This is a genomic window from Gammaproteobacteria bacterium (genome assembly GCA_022340215.1).
GTDB lineage: Bacteria > Pseudomonadota > Gammaproteobacteria > JAJDOJ01 > JAJDOJ01 > JAJDOJ01.
Map to the genome: position 1 here is coordinate 24,905 of JAJDOJ010000046.1, position 24,636 is coordinate 49,540.

Here is a 24,636-nt window from a genome sequence, read left to right on the forward strand (position 1 = left end):
CGCGGAACATGTTGATGCAATCAACACCCGATGCGCCCTATCTCGTCGTGGGGCTTGGCGAAACCGGCTTGTCGGTGGCGAAGTACCTGTATGCCAGGGGGCGCCGCTTCGAGGTGGCGGACACCCGGAGCGCGCCGCCGGGGCTGGAGCGACTGCGTGCGCTGGCCCCGGAGATCCCGGTTGCGCTGGGTCCACTGGGCGCGGGGTGCCTGGCGGCGGCGTCCACACTCGTGGTGAGTCCCGGCATCCCGCTGGACGACCCGGTCATCGCCGCTGCCCGTTCCCGGGGTGCGGAGGTCATCGGCGATATCGAGCTGTTCGCGCGCGAGGCGCTCGCCCCAATCGCCGCGATCACCGGCTCCAACGGAAAGAGCAGCGTGACGACCCTGCTGGCCGACATGGCGGCGGCTTCCGGATCGGAGGTCAGGGCGGGCGGTAACCTCGGGACACCGGCGCTCGACCTTCTGCTTGGGGGAGCCCCCGATCTCTATGTCCTGGAGCTGTCGAGTTTCCAGCTGGAATCGACCCGCGGTCTGCGTCCAAGGGTGGCCGCCGTGCTCAACGTGAGTGCGGATCACATGGACCGCTATTCCGATCTGGATGGCTACGCGCGCGTCAAGGCGCGAATCTACGAGGGGGCGGATGCGCGCATCGTGAACCGGGACGATCCTGTCGTCGGCGCCATGGCGACCGGTGCGAATTGCATCGGATTCGGGCTCGGTGCGCCGGGCGAGGGGGAGTACGGTGTCCTGACCACGGGTAATGGTCAGTGGCTCGCGCACGGTGCGCAGAGGTTGCTACGGATCGATGAGCTGCGACTGCGGGGATCCCACAACGTGGCCAACGTGCTGGCCGCGCTGGCAATGGCCGAGGCGCTGGGGCTCGATACCCGTGCGGCGCTCGACGCCGCCCGCAGTTTCGGGGGCCTGCCGCACCGTACGCAGTGGGTGGCGGATTCGGCGGGGGTGAGCTGGTATAACGATTCGAAGGGTACCAATGTCGGCGCCACGCTGGCGGCGATCGGGGGCCTGCCCGGGACGACCATCCTGATCGCTGGCGGGATCGGAAAGGGCGCGGACTTCTCGCCGCTGGCGTCGGCGGTCAGGGAGAAGGTGCGAGGCGTGATCCTGTTCGGTCGTGACGCCCCGGTACTGGCCGCGGCGCTACAGGATGCGGCGCCCATCGAGATGGCGTGCGACATGCGCGACGCGGTGCGCCGCGCCGCGCGGATGGCCCAAGCCGGCGACAATGTCCTGCTGTCGCCCGCCTGCGCGAGTTTCGACATGTTCGAGGATTACGCCGCGCGCGGTGACGCGTTTGTGGCTGCGGTCCGGGAGCTGAGCGTGTGAGCGGCGTCGCGCAGGCCGTACCCGGTACCGGTCGCGGCGGGGTCCCCGGTCTTGACCGTCGAATGGATCCGTGGCTGCTCCTGTCCGCCGTGGCGCTGGCGAGTGCCGGTCTGGTCATGGTGACGTCCGCGTCGATCGGTATCGCCGAGGATCCGCTGTTTTACTTCCGCCGGCAGCTGGTCTTCGTCCTGGCCGGTGCGGCAATCGTGGCGCTTGCGTGGCGAATCCCGCTGCGGGTGAGCGCGGCGCTTGCCGTGCCCCTGCTGATTCTCGTGATGGCACTGCTGGCGCTGGTGCTGATTCCCGGTATCGGGCACGAGGTCAACGGAAGCCGGCGCTGGCTTCCCCTGGGGGTGCTCAACCTGCAGGTATCCGAACTCGCCAAACTGGTGTTCGTCCTTTACACCGCGGGCTACCTGGTGAGGCGGCGGGAACAGGTCCGGGAACGGTTCTCCGGCTTTATCAAACCGATCCTCCTCACGCTGGTGGCGGCCGTCCTGCTGATCCTGGAGCCGGATTTCGGCGCGGTGGTGGTGCTGATGAGTGTGGTGCTCGGTATGCTGTTCATCGCCGGGGCGCGGCTGTGGCAGTTCAGTGCCCTGTTTCTGATCGCGGCAGGTTCGATGACCGTGCTGGCCATCGCCTCGCCGTACCGGCTGAGCCGCATGACCTCGTTTCTCGACCCCTGGTCGGATCCCTACAACAGCGGTTTCCAGTTGACCCAGTCGCTGATCGCGATCGGCAGCGGTGGCTGGTCGGGTCTGGGGCTCGGCGGCAGTATCCAGAAGCTGCACTACCTGCCGGAGGCCCACACCGATTTCCTGTTCGCGGTACTGGCCGAGGAACTCGGACTGATCGGCGGCATTGTCGTTATCGGTCTGTTCTCTCTTTTTATCTGGCGGTGTTTCGTCATCGCCCGCCGGGCCGAGATTGCGGAACTGCCGTTCGCCAGCTGGATTGCATGGGGTGTGGGCATCTGGTTCGGCTTGCAGGCCTTTATCAACATCGGGGTCAACATGGGGGTGCTTCCCACCAAGGGACTGACGCTGCCGTTGATGAGCGCCGGTGGCAGCAGCATGCTGGTTACCTGTGCTGCGGTGGGGCTGGTGATGCGTGCCTCGAGAGAGGTGTGCGAGTGTTATCCCGTCGGGACACAGGGCAGGCCATCGTGAACGGGCGACCGGTGATGATCCTGGCGGGCGGGACCGGGGGCCACGTGTACCCGGCGCTGGCGGTGGCCCGCAAGCTGCTCGCGATGGAAGTGCCGGTCGTCTGGATGGGGACCCATCAGGGCCTGGAGGCGGAGGTGGTCCCGCGGGCCGGTATTCCCATCGACTGGTTGTCGATCGGCGGTCTGCGCGGCAAGGGTGTCTGGACCTGGTTCGCCGCACCGTTCCGGCTGAATGTCGCCATCATGCAGGCTTTCGGCATCATGCTCCGGCGCCGGCCGCGTGCAGTCCTGGGAATGGGCGGCTTCGTCGCCGGTCCCGGTGGGGTGGTCGCGTTCCTACTGCAGCGCTACCTGGTGATCCACGAACAGAACGCCGTCGCCGGTCTGACGAACCGCCTGTTACGGCCGCTGTGCGATCGCGTGTTCGAAGGTTTTCCGGGCGCCTTCGGGAAGGCGAAGGCCACTCACGTGGGAAATCCGGTGCGCGACGACATTGCCGCGATCGCCCACCCGGCCGGGAGGATCGGCGAAAGGACCGGACAAACGCGGCTCCTCGTGCTGGGCGGCAGTCTGGGCGCGCGGGCATTGAACGAGGTGACGCCGCGGGCGCTCGAGCTGCTCGATCCGGCGTCGCTGCCCGAGGTCATCCATCAAGCGGGGCGCCGGAATATCGACCAGGCCGTCCGGACCTATGAACGGTGCGGCGTGCGGGCGGGCGTGCGGCCTTACATCGAGGACATGGCCGAGGCCTACCGCTGGGCCGATCTGGTGTTGTGCCGGGCGGGCGCCCTGACGATCGCCGAACTGGCCGCGGCGGGCGTGGGTTCGATCCTCGTCCCCTATCCCAGTGCGGTGGACGATCACCAGAGCGCCAATGCCGCGTACCTGGAGGCCGCCGGGGCCGGGATCGTCGTGCAGCAGCGGGATCTCGACGAGGGGCGTCTCGCCTCGATCTTGCGGAAACTCTGCGGCGACCGGGGGCGCTTGTGCGACATGGCCTGTGCGGCCCGCGAACTGGCGAGGCCGGAGGCGGCCGATCTGGTGGCCAACGCATGTCTGCGCGACCGGGGCGCTGGGGCGGAGACGATATGAAGGCCGAGATGACCATGCGTCGTATCCGTCGCGTGCACTTCGTCGGTGTGGGCGGCGCGGGCATGGGCGGCATCGCCGAGGTGCTGGCGAATCTAGGCTACGAGGTCTCGGGATCGGATATCGCCGAGAACGGCGTCACGCAGCGTCTCACGGGGCTCGGGGTTCGCATCGCGCGGGAGCACGCGGCGGCGAATGTGGCGGACGCGGACGTCGTCGTCGTGTCGAGCGCGATCGGCGACGACAACCCGGAGGTGGCCGAGGCCCGATCGCGGCGCATCCCGGTCGTGCCGCGGGCCGAGATGCTGGCCGAGCTGATGCGATTCCGGTTCGGCATCGCGGTGGCCGGCACGCACGGCAAGACCACGACGACCAGTCTGGTTGCGGCGGTGCTTGCAGAAGGGGGCCTGGACCCGACCTGGGTCGTGGGGGGGCGGGTCAACAGCTCGGCGAGCCACGCCAAGCTCGGCGCCGGCAAGTACCTCGTGGCGGAAGCGGACGAGAGCGATGCCTCCTTCTTGTACCTGCAGCCCGTCATCGCGGTGGTGACCAATATCGACGCCGACCATCTCGGAAGCTACGGGGGAGACTTCCGGAAGCTGGTCTCGACGTTCGCGGAATTCCTGCACCACCTGCCCTTCTACGGGCTCGCGGTGCTCTGCGTCGAGGACGAAACCGTGCGCGACCTCATGGGACAGGTTGCGCGTCCCGCGCGCGGCTACGGCCTGGACGAATCCGCGGACGTGCGCGCCAGCGAGCTGCGTTTCGAGGGCTCCGGTTCACGCTTCGTCGTGCATCTGCCGGGCGGGTCGGGTTTCGAGGTGCGGCTCAACATGCCGGGCAGGCACAACGTCCTCAATGCGCTGGCCGCGATTACCGTGGCGCATGAACTCGGCGTGGGCGAGGCAGCGATCAAGCGGGCGCTGGACGGATTCCAGGGCATTCGAAGGCGATTCCAGGACTATGGAGATATCCCGGTCGCGGGTGGCAAGGTCCGGCTGATCGACGACTATGCACACCATCCCACGGAGATCCTGGCGACCCTGGAAGCGGTGCGCTCGGCCTGGCCCGAGCGGCGACTGCTCGTCGTCTTCCAGCCGCATCGTTACACGCGCACCCGGGACCTCTTCGATGACTTCGCCAGTGTGTTGAACCAGGCCGACGCCCTCGTGTTGCTGGACGTTTACGCGGCGACCGAGGACGTGATCCCGGATGCCGACGGCCGTGCGCTGTGCAGGGCGCTGCGCGCGCGCGGCAAGCTGGTGCCGGTCTTCGTCGAGACCGTCGAAGGCTTGCCGGAGGTCCTGGGCGATCTGGTCGAGGCCGGTGATCTGCTGCTGACCCTGGGTGCGGGCAGCATCGGCGCCGCCGCCGCCGCACTGCCCGGGCGACTGGCCGCGGGAGGGGGGAGGCGATGATGGCGCAGGAACGCAAGCCGGCTCTTCGCGGTGAGCTCGGCTACTCGCAACCGCTGCGCACGCTCAACAGTTGGCGCGTGGGCGGGGATGCCGAGTGTCTGTTCCGACCGGCGGACCTCGACGATCTCCGAGGGTTTCTGGCCGAAGGCCTGGCCGTCGCGCCACTGACCTGGCTGGGACTGGGTACCAACGTGCTGATCCGCGACGGTGGGATCCGCGGCACCGTGATCGCCCTGCACGGTGCGCTCGACGGTCTGGCGCTCACGGACGACGGGCGGGTTGTCGCCGAGGCCGGGGTGCCTTGCGCCAAGGTGGCGCGGGTCGCGGCCCGCGGGGGGCTGGCGGGTGTCGAGTTTCTGGCCGGGATCCCCGGCACCATGGGCGGGGCGCTGGCGATGAACGCGGGCGCCTTTGGCGGCGAGTCCTGGGATCGTGTCGAGGCCGTCACCACGATCGACGGTTCGGGCGCGGTGAGAGAACGCGAGGCGGTTGCGTACCGGATCCGCTATCGGAGCGTCGAGGGGCCCCAGGGCGAATGGTTCGTGGCGGCGCGTCTCGCGCTGGAACCGGGCGCGACCGAGGCGGGCAGGGATCGCATCAGGGAGTTGCTGGCGCGTCGGGGGGCCACGCAGCCCACTGGACTGCCGAGTTGCGGTTCGGTATTCCGCAATCCGCCGGGCGACCATGCCGCGCGTCTCATAGAGACAGCGGGACTCAAGGGCTTTCGGATCGGCGGGGCCTGTGTGTCGGAGAAGCACGCCAATTTCATCGTCAACCTGGGTAAGGCGCGCGCCGCGGAGATCGAATCGCTCATTCGGTACGTGCAGTCTGAGGTGGCGGCGCGGCACGGGGTGGACCTGGTGACCGAGGTCCGCATTCTGGGGGAACCGGCGTCATGAGTGGCGCGAAGGACTACGGGCGGGTAGCCGTGCTGATGGGCGGGTGGTCGGCCGAACGCGAGATCTCCCTGCTGAGCGGTCGAGCGGTGCTCGCGGCGCTGCAGGCCGAGGACGTGAATGCCCACGGGATCGACCTGGGGCGCGATGCCTGCCAGGTGCTTGCCACAGGCGGGTTCGACCGGGTGTTTATCGCCCTCCACGGGCGCACAGGCGAGGACGGCTGCATTCAGGGGATGCTGGAGATCCTCGATCTGCCCTATACCGGCAGCGGCGTGACCGGTTCCGCGGTCTGCATGAACAAGGTCACGACCAAGCGGATCTGGAACGGTACCGGCCTGCCCACACCGGCGTTCGTGGAGTTCGGGGCCGATACCGAACCGCAGTTCCTGGTGCAGCGGGTGGGCTTTCCGCTGATCGTGAAGCCCTCGCTGGAAGGATCCAGCCTCGGGATGCGGAAGGTGGACCACCCGAATCAGCTGGAAGCCGCACATGCCGAGGCCGCGGGCTTCGGCTGTCCGGTGGTGGCCGAGGCCTGGGTCATGGGCAGCGAGTACACCGTTGCCATTCTGGACGGTGAAGCGTTGCCGATGATCCGCCTGGAGACCCCGCGTGAGTTCTACGACTACGAGGCCAAGTACCGGGCGAACGATACGCGTTACGTCATCCCCTGCGGGCTGGACGCCGAGCGCGAGAGCGAGGTTCGGCAACTGGCCCTGACGGCGTTCCGGGTGACGGGAGCGACCGGTTGGGGGCGGGTGGATCTGCTGATCGACGGTCGGGGCGATCCCTGGCTGATCGAGGTCAACACCGTTCCCGGTATGACCGACCACAGCCTGGTGCCGATGGCCGCCGCCGCGCATGGCATGCGCTTCAACCAGCTTGCTCTGCGGATCCTGGACACCGCGGGGACGGGGCGATGAATCGCCGGCCTAACAGGCAGCGGGGGGCCACGGTCAATTGCTGCGAAGCCGGGTCCGGCCTGCGGGGCTGGGTCTGTGTCCTGCGTGATGCGCTGATCTCGGGACTGATCGCCGCACTGGTCGCATGGGCTTGGATCGTAGCGCAGGACCCGGCAACCCTGCCGGTACGAGCGGTGACGATCGAGGGTAGGTATCGATACGTCGATGAGAAGGAGTTGCGCGGCGTGGTACGCGACTCGCTGAACGGGGGTTTCCTTTCCGTCGATCTCGGCGGCATCGAGCGATCCCTGGAGGCGGCGCCCTGGATCGCGAGCGCCTCGGTGCGTCGGCAATGGCCCGATCGTCTGCGGATCGACATCGTTGAAAGGCAGCCCGTGGCCCGATGGGGGGACGAGGGCCTGGTGACCGCGACCGGCGTTCCGTTCTATCCGGACAATGCGGCGCAATTCCAGGAGCTGCCCGTGGTCTACGGCCCTGAGGGAGCGGGGGGGGAACTCGTGCAACGACTTTCCGAGGTGCGCGCCCTGCTGGGTGTGGCGGGCCTGACACCGAGAGAACTGATCGTGGACGAACGGCGAGCCTGGCACCTGTGGCTGCAGGACGGGATCCGGGTGTCCCTCGGTAGAGGCGAGACGGACGAGGCCATCGCCCGGTTCGTGCGCGCCTGGCCGGCCGCGGTGGGGGAGCGGGCCGCGCAGGTCAGTGCCGTGGATCTGCGCTACACGAACGGCTTCTCCGTGCTCTGGAAGGAAGACTCGGCGCTGGAACAAGGAAACGCGGGAGAAAAAAACAGCTGATGACCAGGAAGGGTGAGAGAGGAATGATCGTCGGACTCGATATTGGCACGTCGAAGGTCGTTGCCATCGTTGGCGAGGGCAACGAGGATGGGGGGATTGAGGTCGTCGGAATCGGCTCACACCCCTCGCGCGGCCTCAAGAAGGGTGTGGTGGTCAATATCGAGTCCACGGTGCAGTCGATCCAGCGGGCCGTGGAAGAGGCCGAGTTGATGGCCGGGTGCCAGATCCATTCCGTGTTCGCGGGCATCGCCGGCAGCCACATACGCAGCCTGAATTCACACGGTGTCGTTGCGATCGGTGATCAGGAGGTCACGTTGAGCGATGTCGAGCGGGTCAAGGATGCGGCCCGGGCGGTGGCGATTCCCGCCGACCAGCGGGTCATCCATACCCTCCCTCAGGAATACATCATCGACCGCCAGGAGGGGATCCGCGAGCCGGTGGGGATGTCCGGGGTGCGCCTGGAGGTCAAGGTGCACATGGTGACCGGCGCGGTGAGCGCCGCGCAGAACATCGTCAAGTGTGTCCGTCGCTGCGGGCTGGAGGTAGACGACATCATCCTCGAGCAACTGGCTTCGAGTCATGCCGTGCTCACCGACGACGAGCGGGAACTCGGGGTCTGTCTGGTGGACATCGGCGGTGGCACCACGGACATCGCGGTATTCACCGAGGGCGCGATCCGGCACACCGCCGTCATCCCCATTGCCGGCGATCAGGTCACCAACGATATCGCGGTGGCCCTGCGGACACCGACGCAGCACGCCGAGGACATCAAGATCAAGTACGCCTGCGCGCTGCGGCAACTGGCCAATCGGGACGAGACGATCGAGGTGCCCAGCGTTGGCGAGCGGCCGCCGAGGCGGCTGTCCCGGCAGACCCTGGCAGAGGTGGTGGAGCCGCGGTACGAGGAGTTCCTGAGCCTGGTCCAGGCGGAACTGCGTCGCAGCGGGTTCGAGGAACTCTGCGCGGCCGGGATGGTGCTGACCGGTGGCAGCTCGAAGATGGAGGGTGTGGTCGAGCTGGCCGAGGAGGTGTTTCACAAGCCGGTCCGTCTGGGCATGCCCCAGTATGTGACGGGGCTGGTGGATGTTGTGCGGAACCCGATCCATGCGACGGGTGTGGGTTTGTTGTTGTACGGGCAATTGAGCCGTCAGCTGGAGATGACGGAAAAACTTTCCGACAAGGGAGTGCAGGCGATATGGAAACGGATGAGGAGCTGGTTCCAGGGAAATTTCTGAAGCGTAGTCATAGCGTAGTCATATAGAGCAAACAAAGACTGAGGAGACGGGAAATGTTTGAACTGGTCGATACATTCAATCAGAGTGCGGTTATCAAGGTAATCGGTGTCGGTGGCGGCGGTGGCAATGCCGTTCAGCACATGGTGTCCACTAGCATCGACGGGGTGGATTTCATCTGTGCCAACACCGATTCGCAGGCGTTGAAGAGCACCAACTCGAAGACGGTCCTGCAATTGGGCACCAACATCACCAAGGGCCTGGGAGCCGGAGCGAACCCCATGGTCGGGCGCGAGGCGGCCCTGGAAGACCGCGACCGCATCCATGAGGTCATCGGCGGAGCCGACATGCTGTTTATCACCGCCGGACTCGGAGGTGGGACGGGGACCGGCGCGGCGCCCATCGTTGCCGAGGTGGCTAAGGAAATGGGCATCCTGACCGTCGCAGTGGTCACCAAGCCGTTTCCGTTCGAGGGCAACAAGCGCACTCAGGTGGCAATGAGCGGGATCGACGAGCTGACCAAGCACGTGGATTCGCTGATCACCATCCCCAACGAGAAACTGCTGGCGGTGCTCGGCAAGGAGATGAACCTGCTGGACGCGTTCGGCGCCGCCAACGACGTGCTGCTTGGCGCGGTCCAGGGTATCGCGGAGCTGATCACCCGCCCCGGGTTGATCAACGTCGATTTCGCGGACGTTCGCACCGTCATGTCGGAGATGGGAATGGCGATGATGGGTACGGGAACGGCGCGGGGCAAGGAACGGGCGCGCGAGGCGGCGGAGGCCGCCATCGCCAGTCCGCTGCTCGAGGACGTCAACATCTCCGGTGCCCGGGGCATCCTGGTCAACGTGACGGCGGGCCGGGATCTGTCGATCGGCGAGTTCGACGATGTCGGCAACGCCATCAAGTCCCTGGCCTCGGACGACGCGACCGTCGTCGTGGGAACCGTCATCGACCCGGAGATGGCCGAGGATCTCCGCGTGACGCTGGTCGCCACCGGCCTTGGCGGCGAACGCCCCTCGAACACCGTCCGGTCCGCTTCGGTTGCGCACGTGCATGGACCCCGCGTATCGGTCGAAACCCAATATCAGGAGCGGCCGTCGGTTCGGTTGGTCGAACCCGAGGAAGAAGCCTTGACGGAGATCCGGCACGTCGAGCAGGGCGCGTCGGTTCGCCAGGCCGGGGTCGCGCGGGCTGCGGCTCGTTCCGAGGCGGGCAGAGGCGACTATGACATGGACTACCTCGACATCCCCGCGTTCTTGCGCAAGCAGGCGGATTGAGGGACGGGGCTAAGCGAGCCGGCAAGCGCCTGTCCCGAGGAACCCCGCGCACGCGCGGGGCTTCCGAGTAGGCATGGTTCGAGGCAAGCGGGAGGTACAGCGCCGCCGGGTTTGCCGGCGGCGGCGATGGTGCGCGATCCCTTTGAACGTTTTCGTACCAGTCAGCAGAATCGGGGTACTGGACAGGCCGAAATCGGCCAGGGAGGAGGTGCGGCAGGGCTACAGTGATGGGTAAATGCAACACCCTGTGTTTTTTTATGACATAATTGAGTGTCTGGGAGTGGTGTCGGGCTATACAATACGGCGGCTCTGGTAGTAGATTGTCGACCCACGGGCGACAATGGACGCCGAGTGTGTGCGTCCCCATGTCTAGTGTGGATTGCCCTCGATGGACGGGTTCCGGCGCGGACCGGATTATTGAATCAGACAATTCGTACCTGTATTGGAGATCGTTAAAATTGATTAGGCAACGCACGCTACAGAACGCAATCCGCGCGACGGGAGTGGGGCTGCATACGGGCGAGAAGATCTATCTGACGCTGCGGCCGGCCCCAATCAATGCTGGAATCGTCTTTCGACGCGTAGACCTCGAAACCCCGGTCGAAATCAAGGCGCATCCGGAAAACGTCGGTGACACGAGACTGTCGACAACCCTGGCCAAGGGGGACGTTAGCATATCCACGGTCGAACACCTGCTCTCGGCGATCGCGGGTCTCGGCATCGACAACGCCTACATCGACCTGAGTGCCTCTGAGGTCCCGATCATGGATGGAAGCGCTGGCCCCTTCGTATTCCTGATCCAGTCGGCGGGGATTGCGGAGCAGAACGCGCCCAAGCACTTCATCCGGATCAAGAAGACCGTCATGGCCGAAGACGGTGACAAGTGGGCGCGTTTCGAGCCCTTCGAGGGCTTCAAGGTCGGCTTTACCATCGATTTCGACCACCCCGTCTTCGCGTCCCGAAGCCAGAAGGCCGAGATCGATTTCTCGACCACATCTTTCGTGAAGGAGGTCGCCCGCGCACGAACCTTCGGGTTCATGCGGGACATCGAGATGTTGAGGGACCACAACCTGGCGCTAGGCGGCAGCCTCGACAATGCCGTGGTCGTCGATGACTATCGTATTCTCAATGAAGACGGTCTCAGGTACGAGGACGAGTTCGTCAAGCACAAGATCCTCGACGCCATCGGTGACCTGTATCTGCTGGGACACAGTCTGATCGGTGCCTTCATGGGGCACAAATCCGGACACGAACTGAACAATATCCTGTTGCGAAAACTGCTAGAGACCGAGGATGCCTGGGAAGAGGTTACCTTCGAGGACGAGTCGGAGGGCGCGCCGATTTCCTACGCGCGTCCGCTTGGGGTGTCCGAAATCTGACGGGGCCACCAAGGATTCCCCATCTCGGTCCAGCTATCCATATAAGAGTATATTGTTATACTTATTTAACGTTTAATCGTTTAATCTAGGTTTCCCGGGCCGATCGTTTTGCCAGACGCTTCAGGCTCCGGGACAGATCGCGGTCGCTTACGATCCTGGCTGCTGACGCCAGGGCCGCCACCCCCTTGCCGGGCGCAACAGGTCGTCTTGTCGGAGACTTGTATGTTTCCGGCATCGGAGAGACCCTGACTTGAACCTTTAATGGTACAGTCTTGAAACGGTCAGCGAGGTGGCTTCTGAGACCATCCAGAATTACCTGCTGGTGAAAGCGAACAAGGGTTGCGATGACGCCGGTTTCGGCGATGACAATGAGCACCCCGTGGTGGATGCCGGCGCAACGACACCGCTCTCGAGCCTGGGGTGGCAAGAGTCGCCACATGGCGTGGTCGAGTTCCCCGAGTATCGCGGCGCGTCGCCGGATGTCGGGATCTAGGAAGTCACCGGCGCAACGCATGATATCTATTGACTCGGTCTCGTGACGTTTGTGTTCCATAGTTAGCCATATACAAGATACGAATGGAATGAACTTAGTGATCTCGCCCGGGCAGATCGAAAAATCCCATCGCATCCGCTGGCGCCGCTTTCTTTCGCTCGGCCTGCTTCTCGTCGTCCCGGCGCTCGTGCTTGGCGGCTACGGTTTCTACGAGGGCTTCAACCGGGGTCAGCAGTCCGTCGTCAGCCAGTGGCGCGAGGATATCGTGCTGCAGGAGCTGCGTATTCAGAGCGCCCGCGACGAGGCCCAGGCGCGGTTGAACGTACTTGGCCAGGAGATGGGCCGACTCCAGGCGCAGGTGAATCGTATCGATGCCCTCGGTACGCGGCTCGTCATGATGGCGAGCCTCGACAAGGGCGAATTCGATTTCAGCTCGGTTCCAGGGGTAGGCGGGGCCGACGAGATGGGCGAGCAGGGCGATTCGGTCACCGGTGACATCGCAGTGGCAATGTCAACGATGCAGAAGCAGCTCGATGGCAGGCAGGACCAGCTACGGGTCCTGGACGATTTGCTGCTTTCACGGGAACTGAGCAGGGAGATTCTCCCTTCGGGCAGCCCGATCAGGAGCGGCTGGTTGTCATCGGGCTATGGCCGGCGCAACGACCCGTTCACCGGAAAGAAGACGTTTCACAAGGGGTTGGATTTCGCCGGCAAGCAGGGTTCGGACGTCATCGCGGTGGCCGGGGGCGTGGTCTCCATTGCGGAGAAACGCGGCGACTACGGATACCTGATAGAGATCGACCACGGCGGACGCTACGCGACCCGTTATGGACACAACGACAAGCTCTACGTTTCGGTGGGTGAAGCGGTGCACAAGGGGCAGGTGATCGCCGCCATTGGCAGCAGCGGCCGGTCGACGGGACCCCACGTGCATTTCGAGGTGTGGAAAGACGGGAAACGGGTCAACCCGGGGAGGTTCGTCCAAGCCTCGCGGTGAGTCATTCCCGATTCCGGGCATCGCCCGACCCTGGCTGCCCTGATGTCGCCATGCGGGCACCGGGTGCCATTTCACAACCCGGTGCCCGTTGTTCCGGAATCCGTGATCTCCGTCTTCGGTGCCCGAGGCTCGAGACCGGTTTGTCCGGTAGGTCATATCCGGCCACTCGGTGCGTGCGATCTGCACCTTTTCCGTAGTTTCCCGACCCGCACAAATTCGCTCTGGCATGGGGCGAATACGCTATTATTATTGCCCCCCTTCCTCTTTCCTTTACCGTAGACATCGATGGTAAGCACCGTTTTCAGCAAAATATTCGGCAGTCGCAACGAACGACTGGTCAAGGGCTATCAAAAGCAGGTCTCCCGCATCAACGAGCTGGAGCAGGAAACGCAGGCCCTGTCGGACGAAGCGCTGAACGGTCGCACCGCGGAGTTTCGCGAACGACTGCGTTCGGGCGTGTCCCTGGACACCATCCTTCCCGAGGCCTTCGCCGTCGTGAGGGAGGCGGGGCGGCGTGTTCTGGGGATGCGCCACTTCGACGTGCAGATGATCGGCGGTATGGTGTTGAACGACGGCAAGATCGCCGAGATGCGTACGGGCGAAGGAAAGACGCTGGTCGCCACACTGGCTGTCTATCTCAATGCCCTCGAGGCCAAGGGATCGCACGTCGTTACGGTCAACGACTATCTGGCCCGGCGCGACGCTGTATGGATGGGCGGGCTCTATGATTTCCTGGGTCTGTCGATCGGTGTCATCAACTCGTCGTCCGGCGGTGGCCCCGACAGTTCCTCGTATCTTTTTGACGCCGCTCATGCGGAATCCGCGGGCGGGTACCGAAATCTGCGGCCGGTGACGCGCCGCGAGGCCTATGCCGCGGATATCACCTATGGGACCAACAATGAATTCGGATTCGACTACCTGAGAGACAACATGGCGTTCAACGCCGAAGGCCGGGTCCAGAGAGGCCTAAACTTCGCAGTCGTCGACGAGGTGGATTCGATCCTGATCGACGAGGCACGAACTCCCTTGATCATCTCAGGGCCTTCCAGCGAGAGTTCCGAGCTCTATACCAAGGTCAACACGCTGATACCCAGCCTGGAGCGCCAGCTTGAGGAAGATGGCCCCGGGGACTTTTCCGTGGACGAGAAGGCCAAGCAGGCGTACCTCACCGAGGAAGGACACCAGCACGTCGAGGACCTGTTGAGCGAATCGGGCATGCTCGCCGAGGGAGACAGTCTCTACGACGTGACGAACATCGGTCTGATGCACCATCTCAACGCCGCGATCCGGGCGCACGCCCTGTTCCAGAAGGACGTCGACTACATCGTGCGCAACGCAGAGATCGTCATCGTCGACGAATTTACCGGCCGCACCATGTCGGGACGGCGTTGGTCGGACGGACTGCATCAGGCGATCGAGGCCAAAGAGGGAGTGCCGGTGCAGCAGGAGAATCAGACCCTCGCGTCGATCACCTTCCAGAACTATTTTCGTCTCTACGACAAGTTGTCCGGGATGACCGGTACCGCGGACACCGAGGCCTTCGAATTCCAGCAGATCTATGGCCTGGAGGTCGTCGTAATTCCCACCAACATGCCGATGATTCGCAACGACATGGGGGATCTGATCTACCTCACCATGAAGGAGAAGTACGACGCGATCATCGACGACATCAAGGATTGTATGTCACGGGGGCAGCCGGTCCTGGTGGGTACGGCCTCCATCGAGGCCTCCGAGTACCTTTCCGGCCTGATGAACAAACAGAAGATCGCGCATCAGGTGCTGAACGCGAAGTTCCACGAAAAGGAGGCGCATATCATCGCCAACGCCGGGCGTCCCGGCACGGGGACGATCGCGACCAACATGGCGGGCCGTGGAACCGATATCGTGCTCGGCGGCAGCCTTGACGCAGAACTGGCTGCTCTGGAGACCGATGGGAGTGGCGATGAAGCGTCCGCCCGGGAGAACTGGAAGGCGCGCCACCGCAAGGTGGTGGAGGCGGGGGGGTTGCACATCATCGGCACCGAACGTCACGAGTCCCGCCGCATCGACAATCAGTTGCGGGGACGTTCAGGGCGTCAGGGCGACCCGGGTTCGAGCCGCTTCTATCTGTCTCTGGAAGACAATCTCATGCGCATCTTTGCCTCGGACCGCGTCAAGGGCCTGATGCAGAAGCTGGGCATGCAGGAAGGCGAGTCCATCGAACACCCGTGGGTGACGAAGGCCATCGAGAACGCACAACGAAAGGTCGAGGCGCACAACTTCGACATCCGCAAGCACCTGCTGGAATATGACGATGTGGCGAACGACCAGCGCAAGGTGATCTATCAACAGCGCGCCGAACTGATGGAGTCCGAAGACATTGCGGAGAACGTCCAGGCGATCCTGCACGATGTCGTGGACAACGTCATCAGCGCCCATGTCCCACCCGGCAGTCTGGATGAACAATGGGACGTGCCCGGCCTCACGGAGTCGCTGAAAAACGAGTTCGGTACGCAGTTCGATCTGCCGGCCTGGCTGGACGAGGACCCGGACCTGCACGAGGAGACGCTGCGCGACAGGATTCAGGACGAGATCCGAGAGGTCATCAAGGCGAAGGAGCAGGTGATTGGCAGCGAGATGATGCGGCGTTTCGAGAAAGACGTCATGCTGCAGATCCTCGACCATACCTGGAAGGAGCATCTCGCCGCGATGGATTACCTGCGACAGGGGATCGGGCTGCGGGGCTACGCGCAAAAGAATCCCAAGCAGGAATACAAGCGAGAAGCCTTCGAGATGTTTCAGCAGATGCTGGAGCGAATCAAGCACGACGTCGTCTCGGTAGTGACCCGCTTTCAGGTCCAGTCGGAGCAGGAACTGGCGGCGATGGAGGCTGAGCGGCAGAAGCAGCAGATGCAGTTCAAGCACGAGGAGGTGGCCAGTGCGCTGTCGACCGACGAGCAGGCCGCAGGCGCAGAAGAAAAGGAGCAGCCGTTTCGGCGTGAAGGACGGAAAATCGGGCGAAACGAACCTTGCCCCTGCGGTTCAGGGAAGAAGTACAAGCAGTGCCACGGAAAGCTGGCCTGAATCCCGCACCGCTCCCAGAGGGTCTCGCTTCGTACCCATGTTTCCCTGAGCCACCTTCCGTTCGTCAAGTGCCATGCCCGTTGGACTCACCCCCCCAAAAGCCCTGTTGCCGGTTCCGGGGGTACGGCTTGCCAGTGCCGCCGCAGGGATCCGATACCTCGGCCGAGACGATCTCGTCCTCATGGAGCTGGCAAAGGGAGCCCGAACCGCAGCGGTGTTTACCCGCAACGCGTTTCGGGCCGCCCCCGTGGTCGTTGCCGGGGAGCACCTTGGCACGCTGGCGCCGCGTTATCTTCTCATCAACGCGGGAAACGCCAATGCGGGTACCGGTCAGGCCGGCCTGACCGATGCCCGCGCATCGTGCCGCGCGCTCGCCGAGGTTGCCGGATGCGATCCCGACGAAGTCCTGCCGTTTTCGACCGGCGTCATCGGAGAGCGTCTGGCGCTGGATCGGCTGACCGCCCCCCTGGGGGCGATGGTGTCCAGTCTGAGTGCCGACGGTTGGAAAGATGCCGCCCAGGCCATCATGACCACGGACACGGTCCCGAAGGCGGTATCGAGGCGCCTCCAGCTCGGGGGAGTCCCCGTCACGGTCACCGGGATTGCCAAGGGCGCCGGCATGATCCATCCGGACATGGCCACCATGCTGGCCTTCGTCGCGACCGATGCGTCGATTCCCCAGGCACAGCTTCAGACCCTTTTGTCCTCCCAGGTCGAGCGCAGTTTCAATGCGATCACCGTGGACGGGGATACCTCGACCAACGATGCCTGCGTGCTGGTCGCCACGGGAATGTCCGGCGTTGAGGCGACCGAGTCCTCGAGCGACTATGCGACGTTCCACGCAGGCCTTCAAGGTGTGATGATCGAGCTTGCGCAGGCCATCGTCCGCGATGCGGAGGGTGCGACGCGCTTCGTCGCCATCAGGGTCGAGGGGGCCCGCGACCGGAACGAGGCCAGGACAGCGGCGTTTACCATCGCCCATTCGCCACTGGTCAAGACGGCGTTTTTCGCGGGCGATCCCAACTGGGGAAGGATCCTCGCGGCACTGGGGCGGACCGGGATCGAGTCGTTCGACATCGGCAGGGTTGGGATCTTTCTCGACGAGGTGGAGGTCGTGCGGGCCGGTGGGGTGTCACCGGGATATCGCGAGGAAAACGGCGCGCGCGTCATGTCGGGGGAGGAATTCACCGTGACCGTGGTGCTCGGGCGCGGCGAGGCCGCGACCGTCGTCTGGACCTCCGACCTGTCGCACGAATACGTGCGCATCAATGCCGAATACCGTAGCTGACGGCGATTGAACGAACCACGAGTCCCGTGAACGTCTCGAATCTGCCATGCCACGCCGAGTGGTAGCAGGCGGCCATCTACGCGTGGTCGCTGCTGCCGTGAGCGACGATTCGGGCAGGCTGCTGATTGCCAGGCGACCCGCCGATACCCATCAGGGAGGCAAGTGGGAGTTTCCCGGTGGAAAGGTCGAGGCGGGAGAGGCGCCCCTCGATGCGCTGGCGCGGGAACTCCACGAGGAACTGGGTATCCGCGCCCGGACCTTCGATCCCCTGATTACCGTTCTTCACGACTATCCCGACCAGCGAGTCAGGCTCGAGGTCTGGCGCGTAGTATCGTTCGACGGGGTCGCCACCGGCCTCGAGGGACAGGAGGTCCGCTGGGTGAGGACGAAAGACTTGCGCGCATACGAGTTTCCCGATGCAAATCTTCCGGTTCTCGCCGCCCTGGAACTGCCCGACCGCTACCTGATCACCCCGGACCCGGAAGGGGACACCGACGAATTCCTTCGCAGGCTGGAGCGCGCCCTGGGTCGGGGTGTGTCACTGGTCCAGTTTCGGGCCACGAACCGCGAACAGGTCGAGTACGAGGCGCTTGCCGTCGAGGTGGTGGAGATCTGCCGGTCCGCGAATGCGCGTCTGTTACTCAATGCGAGTCCGGCGCGGGCGCGGGCGCTGGGGGCGGATGGGGTACACCTGAACGCGCGGCGCCTGCAGCAGTATCGCACGCGGCCATTGCCCAGGGACATGATCGTCGGGACATCGTGTCACGATACGGCCGAACTGCGGTTGGCGGCTTCGTGCGACGCGGATTTCGCCGTCCTGTCTCCTGTCAGGGCGACGCCGTCGCACCCGGGCGCAAGATCGCTGGGGTGGGAAACGTTCCAGGATCTCTGTCTCGGCGCCAGGATGCCGGTCTACGCGTTGGGGGGCGTCGGCGAAGGCGATATCCCCAGGGCGCGGGCCTGCGGAGGGCAGGGTATCGCGGCGATCCGGGGGTTGTGGCGCCGAGAGGACCGCCAGAGATGAGATGGGTGGTGGCGAAACCCTGATGACGGTCTGATGAGGCGCCTGCAATTTGCCCGATCTCCGGTGCCGTGGCTCTGCCCCGGCACCCGGAAAACGGCTCTGCCGTGAAAGACTGCGAGCACAGTAAGAGATCGGCGTTACCGACCTTGGGTGTAGCGGCAGAGCCGCAGGTATTCGACGCCGAGGCAGAGCCCCGGCGCCAGATACGCCCCGGCGCCAGATACAGGTCAGACAGAACGTTTCGGGACCATGCCGACTTCTCCGGGATCCTGTGTGTATCGCTCAAAGCGCACAGCAGGCCAGTTCGAATTCGAAGTCATCCGTGATCTGGATCGGGCGATCTTCAAGATCGGGTTGCACCAGAAATCGGATCGAGAAACGGTGCTTGCCCGCACTGACCTCCGGGAACTGGGGCGCGGCCATATCGACGCCGATGCGGATCAACTGATTCGGATGCGCCGGGTCTAGCGTTTTCTCGAAGAATCCCTTCTCCGCCCGCACCGTCTTCAGGCCGGCGCTTTCCCTGACCAGGTCCATGATCGCCGCGACCGCCAGATGAATCTTCCGATAGGGCTGGATCCACAGCTCGAGATCGTGTCGCCGTTGGGGGGTATCTCGGGAGAGCCAGTGATGAAAGGACGGCAGGTCGAAATCGCAGGTCCCGCCGGGAATCGCGGCCCGCTGCTCGATACTGCGCAGGAATTGGTTGGTCTTCAGTTGCGCCCCGGGATTGCCGGCGATGTCATGCAGCTTGTCGATGAGCGCGCGGTGACTGTCGACGATGGACCGCAGGTGTTCGGTATTGACCCCGGGAATCTTGCCCAGGCCCTCGAGATTGGCGATCTGGCGCTTGAGTTCCTTCATCAACTCGCTTTTCAGGTCCACCCGGGAAATGAGATCCGCTAGCTCGATCAGGGTCCGCAGCGCGCCATGCGTATCCCAGAGGGTATCCTCCTCGATGAAATGGTCGAAGCGCTGGATCAGTTGTTCCACGCGCAGAAAGGTACGGATTCGCTCGTTGAGGGGTTGCTCGAAGATAAGTGTCTCGGACACGTTCTGGGCCTGGTGTTGGTGGCGGTGTGCGACGCCGAAGACCGGCAATTGTGCAGTGTCTCCAGGCAAAGAACAATTCGGCGCAGCCCGGTTCCGAACAGTGGGACGGAGAATCGATTTGTCGCTCCTAGGTGGCTTGCGCAAACTCCCCGTGCAGTCTCTCTACCTGTGTGCGCAGATGGGAAAGATCGCCGGAATTTTCGAGGATGACGTCGGCGCCGGCCAGCCTTTCCTGTCGCGACAACTGGGATGACATGATCGCCCGGGCGTCCGTCGCGGAGGTACTGTCCCGGGCCGCCACGCGCCGCACCTGGATCTCCTCGTCGCAGTCGACGACAACGACGCGATCGAACATCGACTCCATCCCCGTTTCCAGCAGCAGCGGAACGACCACCACGCAATAGTCCGTCGGAGGCAGCATTCGGATCCGTTTCTCGATGGACCAGCGGACCTCGGGGTGCACGATGGCTTCCAGTGCCCTGCGTGCGTTCTCGTCGCCGAACACCCGCTTTCGCATGGCACGGCGATCGAGGTCGCCTGTGGGGGTCAGTGCATCGGGACCGAACGTTTCGGCGATCCGCGCAAGGACCGGGGACCCTTTGGAAGTCACGTCGCGGGCGATCACGTCGGCGTCGACGATCGGCGCACCCAGACTCGCAAAGAACGCCGCGGCTGCGGATTTGCCGCTGCCGACACCACCGGTCAGACCGATACGGAGCATACGGAACCTCAGCGAATCGCGAAGTCCAGGTAGGCCTGATTGATCCGGGGTCCCCAGAGGAGCGCGATCAACCCGGCCGCGGCGAGAAAGGGTCCGAAGGGAATGGGTACGTTGCGGTCGCGTCCGAGGGCGACCATCAGTGCGATGCCGGTGACCGCGCCGACCAGGGCCGACAGGATGACGATCAGGGGGAGGCTCTGCCAGCCCAGCCAAGCACCGAACATGGCGAGCAGCTTGAAGTCGCCAAACCCCATTCCCTCCTTGCCGGTCAGCCTCTTGAAGACATGGTACACGGTCCACAGGGAAAGGTACCCCAGGACCGCGCCGAGGAGCGCGGATTCGAGGTCGGTGAACAACCCGCCCAGGTTGACCAGCAGTCCCGCCCAGACGAACGGCAGTGTGATCGCGTCCGGGAGCAGCTTGGTGTGAAAATCGATGACGGCGAGCGCGATCAGCGCCCAGACCAGTGGGAGCGCTGCGGCGGCCTCCAGGGTATAACCGAATCGCCACGCGACCAGAAGGCTCGCGATCCCGGTGGCGGCCTCGACCAGCGGATACTGTATCGAGATCGATGCGCCGCAGGCGCTACAGCGAGCGCGGAGAAAGAGGTAGCTCAGCACCGGAATGTTTTCCAGTGCGGCGATCCGATGACCGCACTGCGGGCAGGCCGAGCGCGGTGCGATCAGGTTGAATTCGCTGCCGTGGTCGCGAGGCGGCTCTCCCCCGGGTTCCAGCAACGCCCGGCACTCCTCCGCCCACTGTCGTTTCAGCATGATCGGGAAGCGATAGATCACGACGTTGAGAAAACTTCCCACCATCGTCCCGAGGATCGTGACGAAGGAGAGAAAGAGCGCGGGATTCTCCGAGAGCAGATCGTGCATTGCGGTCATGGGCGGGGCTGGGTGCTCCAGGATTCGGCTACGGCGCGCTCGGAATGTCTGCGTCCCCTGAACCACCGGAAACGGTGATCACGGAGGGCGGCAGGGAATCCGGCGGGGATCGGATCCAGTGCCCGCCGGCATCGGGATTCAGACGACCGAACCCAGCTTGAAGATCGGCAGGTACATGGCGATGACGAGACCGCCGACGATGACACCGAGGATCGCCATGATCAGCGGTTCCAGCAGACTGCTGAGACCATCGACCAGGTTGTCGACCTCCTCTTCGTAGAAATCCGCCACCTTGGTCAGCATGTCGTCGAGGGATCCGGATTCCTCGCCGATGGCGACCATCTGGACCACCATGTTCGGAAACAGGCCGGTCTGCCGCATGGCGTACTGGAGCTGCGTGCCGCTGGCGACCTCGTCCTTCATCTTCAGGGTCGCCTCGGCGTAGATCGCGTTGCCCGTCGCGCCGGCCACCGAATCCATCGCCTCCACCAGGGGGACGCCCGCGGCAAACATGGTGGCCATGGTGCGGGTGAAGCGGGCGATGGCCGATTTCCGCAGGATATCGCCGACCACGGGGATCCTCAGCGATGCCTTGTCGATGGCACGGTGAACGGCGGGCGATCGCCTGTTAAGCTCGATCAGGGTGTAGAGCGCCAGGCCGATGCCGCCGAAGATGGCCCACCACCATTTCTGGAAGACCTCCGACAGGCCGATGACCATCTGCGTGAAGGCGGGTAGGTCCGCGCCGAATCCCTGGAACAGCTCCTGGAACTGCGGCACGACGAAGATCAACAGGATCGCAGAAACGATGAAAGCCACCACCAGCACGGCGGTGGGATAGAACAACGCCTTCTTGATCTTGCCCTTGAGGACCTCGGTTTTTTCCTTGTAGGTCGCGATCTTCTCGAGCAGCCGGTCCAGGGCCCCCGATTGTTCGCCGGCCTGGACCAGGTTGCGGAACAGGTCGTCGAACTGCAGCGGATATCTGCCCAGCGCCTCTGCGAGACTGGTGCCTGCCTCCACGTCACCCTTGATCCCCATGATCATATTCTGCATTGAAGGATTCTCGTGGCCGCGACCTACGATATCGAACGCCTGTACCATCGGGACGCCTGCCTGCATCATGGTGGCGAGCTGACGGGCGAAGATGGCAATGTCCTTTCCCACGATCCGCTTCTTGCGGCTGAACAGGGGCTTGGGCTTTTTGCGCACCCTGATCGGGTTGATGCCCTGACGGCGGAGGTCCGCCTTCGCGAGCATCTCGTTGGTCGCGTGGGTCTCGCCTTTTAGGCGCGCGCCCCTGCGGTCCGTGCCTTCCCAGACGAACGTCAATGCTTCTGCAGTTGCCATACTCAATCAGCCTTTCATGGATGCCGGGGGCCTGTCGGTACCCCCTGAAGAATTCTCGATGCCGGGTCGCTTGTCGTACCCGGGAAGCGCTTGATTCAAAGAGGATAGTCCAAACGGGGCGTGTTGAACCTATTCTTGGACGAATTGCGCTGGAATTCCGACGTGCAGAGGGAGGGAGTTACGTAGGTCGGGTTACGCTATCGCTAACCCGACGCACGGGAGCCTGCCGGGTCACTCATCGTCAATCCTTGGTGACCCGATTGATCTCTTCCAGGCTGGTCACACCGTCCTGTACCTTCTTCAGACCCGATGCGCGCAGGTCGGGGATCCCCTCCCTGCTCGCCTGGTCCGCCAGTTGCATCGCGTTGCCGCCTTCCATGATGATCCGGCCCATCGCTTCGGAGACCGGCATGACCTGGTAGATGCCGACCCGTCCCTTATAGCCACCGGTACATTGGTCGCACCCGACGGCCTTGTAGATCTTGATCCCCTCGAGCTGCTCCTCGGTAAACCCCTCCTTCAGCAGCGCCTCGCGGGGAACGTCGACAACCGTATTGCAATTGCTGCATAGGCGCCGGGCCAGGCGCTGGGCGATGATAAGACTGACGGCCGAGGCGATGTTGTAGGGTGGGACGCCCATATTGGCAAGGCGGGAGAGCGTCTGCGGCGCGTCGTTGGTGTGCAGGGTCGAGAGGACGAGATGGCCCGTCTGGGCGGCCTTGATCGCGATCTCGGCCGTCTCCAGGTCCCGGATCTCGCCCACCATCACGATGTCGGGATCCTGGCGCAGGAAGGCCCGCAATGCGGCGGCGAACGTCAGTCCGACCTTGGGATGCACGTTCACCTGATTGACGCCCGGAAGATTGATTTCCACGGGGTCTTCCGCCGTCGAGATGTTCCGGTCGGTGGTGTTCAGGATATTGAGCCCGGTGTAGAGCGACACGGTCTTGCCGCTACCGGTGGGTCCCGTTACCAGGATCATGCCGTAGGGTTTGCTCAAGGCATCCATGTACAACTGTTTCTGTTCTTCCTCGTAGCCCAGCGCATCGATGCCCAGCTGCGCACTGGTGGGGTCGAGGATACGCATGACGATCTTTTCGCCGAAGAGCGTCGGGCAGGTACTGACACGGAAGTCGATGGCTCGCTTCTTGGAAATCTGCATCTTCATCCGCCCATCCTGGGGTATGCGCCGCTCCGAGATATCGAGCCGGGACAACACCTTGAGTCGCGCAGAGATCCTGGGAGCGAGGTTCACGGGCGGCGCGGCGATCTCGTGCAGCACGCCATCCATGCGGAAACGGACACGATACTTCATTTCATAGGGCTCGAAATGGATGTCCGATGCCTTCTTGTTGATCGCATCCAGCAACACCTTGTTCACGAAACGAACGATCGGTGTGTCGTCGACCTCCGATGCGCCCTCGTCGGCCTTCGGTTCCTCGTCCCCCGCTTTGATCTGGAGATTGTCGAGATCCTCGTCCATCAATCCTTCCATGGCGCTGGCGGAATCTTCCGCCTCGAGGACCGTGTCGATCGCCTTGCTGAGTTTGTCCTCCTCGACGAGAATCGGGTCGGCGGAAAGCCCCGTGGCGAACTTGATCTCGTCCAGCCCCGTCAGGTTCAGCGGGTCCGCTACCGCTACGAACAGCTTGTTGCCGCGCTTCAGTATGGGTAACGCGTGATGTTGCCGAACGATCTTCTCGCTGACGACACCCTTCGGAAGGGCGTCGGGGTCGAGCACGCGGATGTCCAGTACCGGGATCCCGAACTCCCTGGAGGCAGCCATGGCGATGTCCGCCGGAGAGACGAACCCCTGCCCGACCAGATAGGTGACCAGCGGAATCCGTTTCTTGTGGGACTCGTCCTGGGCGGATGCGGCATCCATCTCGCTGATCAGCCTTTCGTTTACCAGCCGTAGCGCAAGCCCGCCCAATCTGAGATTTCTAGCCGTAGTTGCCATATAAATCGCTTGTTTGGCGATAAGATTCTTCGATAGTCGTGCATGGTAGCCGTTCAGGCTCCGAAGTCAATTCGGCACGGACGCGTATGAAAACAGGGAATCGAACCTACCGAATTCCAGTTCCATCGAGGTCAGGATTACGATGTATGGTGTATCGGAGAGTACAGAACGCGTTTTCGAGTCTGGCGTGCCGGCTCGTCTCTTCCGATCAATGTGTATCCTGTTGTTTCAACGACTCGTATGAAACATCGTCAAGGTCTTGT

At 63.7% G+C, this 24,636-nt stretch carries 19 protein-coding genes and 1 pseudogene; 14 read left to right on the forward strand and 6 right to left on the reverse strand.

Annotated features, from left to right (window positions below; all coding sequences use genetic code 11):
* The first annotated feature begins 8 nt into the window (after window positions 1-8).
* The 10 genes and pseudogenes from murD to lpxC all read left to right on the forward strand — a co-directional run bounded on the left by murD (window position 9) and on the right by lpxC (window position 11,534).
* On the forward strand, window positions 9-1,349 hold the full coding sequence (murD, locus tag LJE91_03385; protein MCG6867787.1) for a UDP-N-acetylmuramoyl-L-alanine--D-glutamate ligase: 1,341 nt from the start codon (window positions 9-11) through the stop codon (window positions 1,347-1,349).
* Window positions 1,346-2,464 (forward strand): annotated as a pseudogene (gene ftsW / locus LJE91_03390) (putative lipid II flippase FtsW). Before murD ends, ftsW begins: the two are co-directional and overlap by 4 nt.
* Before the next feature lie 71 nt (window positions 2,465-2,535).
* On the forward strand, window positions 2,536-3,612 hold the full coding sequence (gene murG, locus LJE91_03395) for an undecaprenyldiphospho-muramoylpentapeptide beta-N-acetylglucosaminyltransferase (protein MCG6867788.1): 1,077 nt from the start codon (window positions 2,536-2,538) through the stop codon (window positions 3,610-3,612).
* Window positions 3,609-5,027, forward strand: a complete 1,419-nt coding sequence (murC, locus tag LJE91_03400; protein MCG6867789.1) for a UDP-N-acetylmuramate--L-alanine ligase — start codon at window positions 3,609-3,611, stop codon at window positions 5,025-5,027. The genes murG and murC overlap by 4 nt, the downstream gene beginning before the upstream one ends.
* Window positions 5,024-5,926 carry a UDP-N-acetylmuramate dehydrogenase gene (gene murB, locus LJE91_03405; protein ID MCG6867790.1) on the forward strand — a complete coding sequence of 301 codons (903 nt, stop codon included), beginning with the start codon at window positions 5,024-5,026 and terminating at the stop codon, window positions 5,924-5,926. Before murC ends, murB begins: the two co-directional genes overlap by 4 nt.
* Window positions 5,923-6,846, forward strand: coding sequence for a D-alanine--D-alanine ligase (locus LJE91_03410; GenBank protein MCG6867791.1), 924 nt, complete (start codon window positions 5,923-5,925; stop codon window positions 6,844-6,846). Before murB ends, LJE91_03410 begins: the two co-directional genes overlap by 4 nt.
* Window positions 6,843-7,643 carry a cell division protein FtsQ/DivIB gene (locus tag LJE91_03415; protein MCG6867792.1) on the forward strand — a complete coding sequence of 267 codons (801 nt, stop codon included), beginning with the start codon at window positions 6,843-6,845 and terminating at the stop codon, window positions 7,641-7,643. The genes LJE91_03410 and LJE91_03415 overlap by 4 nt, the downstream gene beginning before the upstream one ends.
* On the forward strand, window positions 7,643-8,878 hold the full coding sequence (gene ftsA, locus LJE91_03420) for a cell division protein FtsA (GenBank protein ID MCG6867793.1): 1,236 nt from the start codon (window positions 7,643-7,645) through the stop codon (window positions 8,876-8,878). Before LJE91_03415 ends, ftsA begins: the two co-directional genes overlap by 1 nt.
* Before the next feature lie 53 nt (window positions 8,879-8,931).
* Window positions 8,932-10,155 carry a cell division protein FtsZ gene (ftsZ, locus tag LJE91_03425; protein MCG6867794.1) on the forward strand — a complete coding sequence of 408 codons (1,224 nt, stop codon included), beginning with the start codon at window positions 8,932-8,934 and terminating at the stop codon, window positions 10,153-10,155.
* Between the two features lie 458 nt (window positions 10,156-10,613).
* Complete coding sequence (gene lpxC / locus LJE91_03430; GenBank protein MCG6867795.1) at window positions 10,614-11,534, forward strand: UDP-3-O-acyl-N-acetylglucosamine deacetylase; 921 nt, start codon at window positions 10,614-10,616, stop codon at window positions 11,532-11,534.
* Between the two features lie 85 nt (window positions 11,535-11,619).
* Here lpxC and LJE91_03435 read toward each other — a convergent pair whose 3' ends face one another.
* Window positions 11,620-12,048: a DciA family protein gene (locus LJE91_03435; GenBank protein MCG6867796.1), complete on the reverse strand. Its 429-nt coding sequence runs from the start codon at window positions 12,046-12,048 to the stop codon at window positions 11,620-11,622.
* Window positions 12,049-12,115: 67 nt separating this feature from the next.
* On the opposite strand from LJE91_03435, the gene LJE91_03440 reads away from it, so the two are divergent.
* From LJE91_03440 to LJE91_03455, 4 genes are all read left to right on the forward strand, one after another.
* Window positions 12,116-13,024, forward strand: coding sequence for a M23 family metallopeptidase (locus LJE91_03440; GenBank protein ID MCG6867797.1), 909 nt, complete (start codon window positions 12,116-12,118; stop codon window positions 13,022-13,024).
* Window positions 13,025-13,309: 285 nt separating this feature from the next.
* A complete protein-coding gene (secA, locus tag LJE91_03445) occupies window positions 13,310-16,087 on the forward strand; it encodes a preprotein translocase subunit SecA (GenBank protein ID MCG6867798.1) in 2,778 nt (925 codons plus the stop codon).
* A gap of 73 nt (window positions 16,088-16,160) precedes the next feature.
* Window positions 16,161-17,375: a bifunctional glutamate N-acetyltransferase/amino-acid acetyltransferase ArgJ gene (gene argJ / locus LJE91_03450; protein ID MCG6867799.1), complete on the forward strand. Its 1,215-nt coding sequence runs from the start codon at window positions 16,161-16,163 to the stop codon at window positions 17,373-17,375.
* Between the two features lie 46 nt (window positions 17,376-17,421).
* A complete protein-coding gene (locus tag LJE91_03455; GenBank protein ID MCG6867800.1) occupies window positions 17,422-18,399 on the forward strand; it encodes a Nudix family hydrolase in 978 nt (325 codons plus the stop codon).
* 282 nt (window positions 18,400-18,681) lie between these two features.
* Here the strand turns inward: LJE91_03455 and zapD are convergent, their stop codons facing one another.
* From zapD to pilB, 5 genes are all read right to left on the reverse strand, one after another.
* Window positions 18,682-19,452, reverse strand: coding sequence for a cell division protein ZapD (zapD, locus tag LJE91_03460; GenBank protein MCG6867801.1), 771 nt, complete (start codon window positions 19,450-19,452; stop codon window positions 18,682-18,684).
* A 127-nt stretch (window positions 19,453-19,579) separates the two neighbouring features.
* Complete coding sequence (gene coaE, locus LJE91_03465; GenBank protein ID MCG6867802.1) at window positions 19,580-20,173, reverse strand: dephospho-CoA kinase; 594 nt, start codon at window positions 20,171-20,173, stop codon at window positions 19,580-19,582.
* Window positions 20,174-20,181: 8 nt separating this feature from the next.
* Entirely contained in the window at window positions 20,182-21,054 is an 873-nt protein-coding gene (locus LJE91_03470) for an A24 family peptidase (GenBank protein ID MCG6867803.1), read from the reverse strand.
* 147 nt (window positions 21,055-21,201) lie between these two features.
* A complete protein-coding gene (locus LJE91_03475) occupies window positions 21,202-22,413 on the reverse strand; it encodes a type II secretion system F family protein (GenBank protein MCG6867804.1) in 1,212 nt (403 codons plus the stop codon).
* A 241-nt stretch (window positions 22,414-22,654) separates the two neighbouring features.
* The gene (pilB, locus tag LJE91_03480; protein MCG6867805.1) at window positions 22,655-24,373 is read right to left on the reverse strand and encodes a type IV-A pilus assembly ATPase PilB; all 1,719 of its coding nucleotides are present in this window, start codon (window positions 24,371-24,373) and stop codon (window positions 22,655-22,657) included.
* Window positions 24,374-24,636: the final 263 nt, after the last annotated feature.